We start from the raw sequence: 6,242 nt of genomic DNA, 5'->3' as shown, positions 1-6,242 counted from the left end.
CCCGCCGCGACGGTCTCGCCGCCGATCCACTCCATGAGGATGGCCCCCCGCGCGTTGTCGACCTCCCACACGCGGGGTACGCGCCCGGAGGACTCCCACATCCGCAGCACCCGTGCCTCGGACGCGGCCAGGCCGGTGTCCGGTGAGAGCTTGAGGACCGCGCGGTCGCCGTCCGGGCGCACGACGCAGACGACGACGGAGGTCCGGCCGTGGGGGGCCGGGCCCTCGACGGTCAGCCCCCAGTCGGAGGCGATCCCGGAGACGATCCCCGGGAGTTCGGTCAGCCACTCGCCGACGTGACTGCCGAAGCGCCGTTCCAGACGCCGACGCTGCCGGTCATCGACGAACTGCGCTGTGACGTCGTTCATACATCCACCTTAGGTTCGCTCGCGTCGATGACGGTTCGGGGTGGGCCCCTCGCGGGTCGGCGGAGCCGCGGACCGCACGGTCCGCGGCGCACTGGCTCTGTTCGGGTCCCGGACCGGTCGCGGGTAGACCTCCGCGCCGGCGGGGGGAGGCGGGGGCCGCCGGAGGAGTCGCGTCCGGTCGCCACCGCGCCGTGCGGGAGGCGGCGCGGTACGGATGCCGTGTTTGTGGGTGCGGGGAGTTCCCGCCCGTTTGCCCCCTACCCATCCGCGCGCCCCCGGTAACGGCGCAGCGGCGCCCCGGACTCCCGCGATCACCCGTGCGGCGGACGGTGTCACCGTCGGTGTCGGCTCGTCGGGGACCGCGTTCTCAGGCCAGGCGCCCCCTGACCGCCCGGTGCTGGGCGAGGAGGGTGTCCACGACCAGCTCGGAGGGCCACAGGGGCTCGGTGATCGCGGTGACGTCCAGACCGCGCAGCAGGTCGAAGTCGGGGCCGTCCACGAGCCTCCACGCGGCGACGGCGACGTTGTCCTGGCCGTGGCGGCGCAGCCGGTCGACGGCGTCGACCACCGAGGGCGCCCAGGTGCGCAGGTAGCCCACCTGGACCGGGGAGTCGAGGCGGCGGCTGAGCATGCGCGCCACGTCCATGACGACCTGGTGCTCCTCGGTGCCGGTGGTGCCGTCGGCGGCCAGGACCACGCCGTCGGACGGACCCCAGCCGGAGTCGGCCAGCCGCCCGGCGAGGTCGGCCACGATCGACGGAACCGCTCCCAGGGGCGGGGTCTGGCAGGAGTCGCTCATACGGCCGAGGCCGAGCCGGGAGAGCAGGTGGGCGCTGGCGACGTCGCCGCCCGCGACGAAGGCGGGGACGACCACCTTGGGCCCCCGGACGGAGTGGACGGTGGCGGCGACGTCGTCGGGGCTGCCGAAGGCCGGGGTCACCGGCACCTCTCCCCTGCTCGCCACCGCCTCGGCCAGGCCCCACAGGGCGTCCCGGCGGTGGGTGTCACGTGAGTCGTCGGCTACGAGGACCATCGTCGGGACCATGCGCGTCTCCTTCGGTACATCTGCGGGGGGAACTGCCTTGCCCGCCGAGCGTAAAGCGGCTCAGTTTCACGGGGGTTGTGCGGTGTTACGCGGAGGAAAAAAGCGAACAATGGCTGTGGTGGTTATGACCACCGGGGGTCTGCGTGAACCATAACAATCGCCTAAAAAACAGGGCATGTCCACTTCCGGAGAGAGTGGTGTAGGACTCACGGGTTCCGGAGGACGAAGGGGGCTATCCTTGACGCCGAGGGAGGAAGCCGCCCCCACCTGCTCCGACGAACCGCTCCTTCCCTCCCGCCCCGTAACCGGTCCCCGGCGGGGCATGGCGGACACCACACCCATTCTCCGGCGGACGAATAACCGCTTTCGCCCCGACCTCTCTAGAGAAATACCCAGCAAAGCTTTTCTCATGCATTCGTCAGGTGCGGATGCACGTGCCGCGGAATGTGCGGCAGCCTTCCTGCCTGAGAGGACGCGGATTCTCGGCCGTCTTCGGAGCGCGCCGTTTTCCGCCGGTGTCCGTTCCCGTCCGGCCGCCTCGGGGCCACGGCTGGAGCGCCGCGCCCCGCTCCGGCCGGCACGGACCGCCCGCACGCGCGCGAGGACCCTTTGCACATCACGCCGTTCTCTGTCAAGGGTGTGCACTCCCCCAAGTCTCCATAGCCGCACACCACCTGACGTGGGGAGACAGGATGCGGGTCCGGCGCGATCACTTGCCATGACCCCCTCGGCCCGCTCACACTTGGTACCGATGGAGCGTGTACTCGCAGGCGGCACACGCCGCGGGAACGCTCCGGGCCGCCGCCCGACCGGACTCCCCACCTCCGGACGGACCGCGCCCCCAGATCCGCACCGAACCATCCAGACTGGAGTGAGCATGGCCGTCCACCCTCGGGTGCAGACGCTGGCCCAGACCTTTCTCGCGTACGCCGACCAGGAGGCCCCCGGCCTGGTCGAAGGCCTCTACCTGACCGGTTCGGTCGCCCTCGGCGACTTCCGCCCGCACACCAGCGACGTCGACTTCGTGATCGTCACCGGTCACACGCCCGGCAGGCGCGAGCTGGAGCTGCTGCGACGCGTCCACGCGCGCACCCGCGCCGCCGCCACCGGACCCCAGTTCAACGGCGTCCACGTCACCTGGGACGACCTCACCCGCGACCCCGCGGCCTGCGGCCCGGTCGCCTCGGTGATCGGCGGCCGTTTCCGCAACCGGGCCAGCGCCGACGTCAACCCCGTCACATGGCACATCCTCGCCGAGCACGGCGTGACCGTGCGCGGCCCGCACCCGCTCGAACTGGACGTGTGGGACGAGCCCGAGAGCCTGCGCGCCTGGTCGCTGGGCTCCCTGGACGAGCAGTGGCGGCGCTGGCGCGAGAAGGCGGGCCGCCTGGTCACGCCGCGCGGCCTGGCCGCCCTGGGCTCCCTGGCGCCCTCCTGGAGCGTGCTGAGCGTCAGCCGCCTGCACTTCACCCTCAAGACCGGGGAGATCACCTCCAAGAGCGGCGCGGGCGCCTACGCCCTGCACGCCTTCCCCGACCGGTGGCAGCGCATCGTCAACGAGTGCCTGCGCGTGCGGCGCAACGTCAGCGCCCCCTCCCTGTACGAGAGTGCGCTGGCCCGGCGCAGGGCCGCACTGGACTACATCGAGATGGTGCTGGACGACTCCCTGCGCCCCGGTCTGGCCGCGGCCTGAGCCGCCCGGAGCCGCCTCCGGGCCCCGAGTCCGGATTCTCCGCTTCCGTACCGTCGGGAGCACGCTTCCGACTACCCTGGGGCACATGACCATGCGCCCCATCGTCCGTTTCGGCGACCCCGTCCTCGTCACGCCCACCACACCCGTCACCCGCTTCGACAAGCACACCAGGGCGCTGGTGGACGACCTCCTGGAGACGGTCGAGGCCCCCGGGCGGGCGGGTCTGGCCGCCAACCAGATCGGCGTGGGCCTGCGCGTGTTCAGCTACAACGTCGAGGGCCGGATCGGCTACGTGATCAACCCGAGGATCGCCGAGCTTTCGGAGGAGGTCCAGGAGGGCGACGAGGGCTGCCTGTCGGTCCCCCGGCTGTGGTACCCCGCGACCCGGGCCGAGTACGCCGTCGTCACCGGGGTGGACCTGCGCAACGAGCCGGTCACCGTGGAGGGCACGGGGCTGATGGCCCGCTGCCTCCAGCACGAGACCGACCACCTCGACGGCATGGTCTACATCGAGCGCCTGGACCCGCAGACGCGCAAGCGGGCCCTGCGCGACATCCGCCGCTCGGACTGGTTCATGCCCGCCGAGCCCCCCGAGCCCGCGGGCGTACAGCTGCCCAGCGCCTTCGGCGGCGCGAGCTGAGGGTCCCGGCCTCCCTCCTGCGGGCCCGGACCCGGAACGGCTGGCCGGGGTCCGGTCCGGTCCCCGGCTCCGGGTATCTTCGGACACATCCCCGCGCAGTCTCCCAAGTCACGTGAGTAACGCACTAGGCATGTAACGCCAAGATCTCGTATGGTCTGCTGAGTATCTCCCACCGCCGCGGCTCCCCCCGTCACACGCCGCAGGCCGACCGGATGCGCTCGGACCATCCTCGGAGCAGACATGACACCCACTCCTCCCTCATTCGCGCGCGGCAGGCGTGCCGCCCTGTCCCTCAGCGCCCTGGCGGCGGCCCTGCTGGTCGCCCTGCCCGGAACGGCTCTGGCGGAGCCGGACAACGACGAGGTGGACATCGACGAACTGAACCGGCGGGCCGAGGAGCTGGAGGAGAGCTACGACGGCGAACTCCTCCAGTTCAACGAGATCAAGGACCGCGTGGAGAAGGCGGAGGAGGACCTGGAGGAGGTCGAGGGGCGCCTGGAGGCCTCCCGGACCGGTGTGTCCACCATCGCCTCCACCCAGTACAAGAGCGGCGGCGGCCTCGACCCCGCGTTCCAGGTGATCTTCTCCAGCGACCCGGAGAGCATGTTCGCCGACGCCGCGACGCTGAACTACCTCGGGCAGAGCCAGTCCGAGCAGATCTACGACCTCATCCAGACGCGGGACGAGGCCGCCCTGGTCAACGAGGAGCTCCAGACCGAGCTGGCCGAGGCCGAGGAGCTCGTCGAGACGCTGGAGGAGGAGCGCGAGGAGGTCGAGGCCAGGATCGAGGAGTACGAGGCGGAGCAGATCCCCGAGACCCCGGGTGACGGCAGCATCCCGGCCAGCGCGCGGGGCTGGGGCTGGGACGGGGCCACGCCGCGCATGGCGGCGATCCGCGACGAGATCGTGCAGACGTTCGGCGCGCCCTACCCGGTCGGCTGCCTGCGCTCCAGCGCCGACGACCACGGCACGGGCCAGGCCTGCGACTTCATGATGAGCGCGGGCGGTGCGCTGCCCTCTGCTGCCAACCAGTCCCTGGGTTCGCAGATCTCCCAGTTCGGGATCGACAACGCCGACCGGCTGGGCATCAAGTACATCATCTGGGAGCAGCAGATCTGGCACTCCGCTTCCCGCCAGTGGAAGTGGATGGAGGACCGGGGCGACAACACCCAGAACCACTACGACCACGTGCACATCTCGTCGTACTAGTCGTCCGGGGACCGGCCGTCCCGGCCCGGGCGGGCCCTGCCTGACCGGCGGGATCAGCCTCGCGCGCGGGCCCCGCGCCCCGCGCGCCCGCCGAGGGCGAGCGGGACCGATGCCAGCAGCGCCACGGCCGTGACCGCGAACGCGGGCCCGTACCCCGTCAGCTGGATCAGCAGCCCCAGGACCATCGCCCCGGCGCCCGAACCCGCGTCGTAGCCGATGTTCCACACCGCGCTGGCCCGGCCGTACCCGGCCGGACCGGCGCGGTTCAGCATGAGGGTGACGGTCTCGTTCTGGACCGCGCCGAAGCCGAGGCCGAACACGGCCGACCCCAGGAGCACCAGCAGCGCCGTCCCCGTACCCGGCGCGTCCCCGACCGACCACAGCGCGGCGGTGACCAGGGCCATCCCCGCGACCGCGCCGACCATGCCCGGCAGCAGCAGGAGGGCGCGCCGGTGGCGGTCGTGCAGCATCCCGGCGGTCCAGCGGCCCGCCACCACCGCCAGCGCGTAGGCGGCCAGGGCGCCGCCCACCAGCCACGCCGCCTGCTCCAGGGGGATGGCCAGGAAGGTGATGATCGCGCCGGCCGACGAGGCGGTCAGCAGCATGAGCACCAGCGGCGCCGCCAGCGCCCGCAGCAGCGGACGGCCCGCGGACGCGTCCGGGGCGGGGCCGGGTTCGGGGGCGGCCCGGACCGTGCTCCGCAGCGCCGCACGGTTGCGGCCGCCGTCGGCGTACCAGATGCCCCAGGCCAGGACCCCGCCCAGGACCGAGCACAGACCGGTGAGCCAGAACGCGGTGTCGAAGCCGATGTTGAGGGCCAGCGCCACGCCGCCGGGCAGGATGAGCACCTGCGGCAGACCGACCGCCAGCCCGTAGTAACCGGTGGCCCGGCCGACCTGGTGGTGCGGGACCAGGCGGGCGGCGAGCACGGTTCCGGCGACGCTGACCATGCCGAAGCCGACTCCGCGCACCGCCGAGACGGCCAGCAGCGGTCCCAGGTCGGCGGTCAGGGCGAACAGCGGGGTGGGCAGCCCCATCACCAGGGCGCCGACCGGGAAGGCCCAGCGGTAACCGCCCCTCTCCAGCAGCCAGGGCATGGCGAGCTGGGTGAGCACGGTGGTGAGCATGAAGACGGCGGTGGTGCTCCCGGCGCCGAACTCGCCCGCGCCGCCCCGGCTGGCCCACAGGGGGACCAGGGGCAGGACGGCGGCGAAGCCGCAGAGGCCGACCGCGGTCGCCGCGATGAGCAGGGCGAAGCCCCGTCCGCGCAGGCCGGGGAGGGCGGGC

6 protein-coding genes are annotated in these 6,242 nt (G+C 72.5%); 3 read left to right on the top strand and 3 right to left on the bottom strand.

Annotation, left to right across the window (positions count from 1 at the left end; all coding sequences use genetic code 11):
- A partial coding sequence (locus DQW06_RS17610) for an aminoglycoside phosphotransferase family protein (RefSeq protein ID WP_304598527.1) occupies nt 1–368 on the bottom strand: 368 nt, incomplete at its 3' end.
- 367 nt (nt 369–735) lie between these two features.
- Nucleotides 736–1,413, bottom strand: coding sequence for a sirohydrochlorin chelatase (locus DQW06_RS17605; protein WP_013151353.1), 678 nt, complete (start codon nt 1,411–1,413; stop codon nt 736–738).
- Between the two features lie 877 nt (nt 1,414–2,290).
- On the opposite strand from DQW06_RS17605, the gene DQW06_RS17600 reads away from it, so the two are divergent.
- From DQW06_RS17600 to DQW06_RS17590, 3 genes are all read left to right on the top strand, one after another.
- Nucleotides 2,291–3,106, top strand: coding sequence for a nucleotidyltransferase domain-containing protein (locus DQW06_RS17600; protein WP_013151352.1), 816 nt, complete (start codon nt 2,291–2,293; stop codon nt 3,104–3,106).
- A gap of 85 nt (nt 3,107–3,191) precedes the next feature.
- A complete protein-coding gene (def, locus tag DQW06_RS17595; RefSeq protein WP_013151351.1) occupies nt 3,192–3,746 on the top strand; it encodes a peptide deformylase in 555 nt (184 codons plus the stop codon).
- Between the two features lie 240 nt (nt 3,747–3,986).
- Nucleotides 3,987–4,955, top strand: a complete 969-nt coding sequence (locus DQW06_RS17590) for a hypothetical protein (protein ID WP_013151350.1) — start codon at nt 3,987–3,989, stop codon at nt 4,953–4,955.
- Between the two features lie 53 nt (nt 4,956–5,008).
- On the opposite strand, the gene DQW06_RS17585 is transcribed toward DQW06_RS17590, so the two are convergent.
- The coding region (locus DQW06_RS17585) for an MFS transporter (RefSeq protein ID WP_157983474.1) at nt 5,009–6,242 on the bottom strand (1,234 nt) is incomplete at its 5' end.

Source organism: Nocardiopsis sp. TNDT3, assembly GCF_003427465.1.
Lineage (GTDB): Bacteria > Actinomycetota > Actinomycetes > Streptosporangiales > Streptosporangiaceae > Nocardiopsis > Nocardiopsis dassonvillei.
This window is presented reverse-complemented; position numbering and strand designations above follow the sequence as displayed.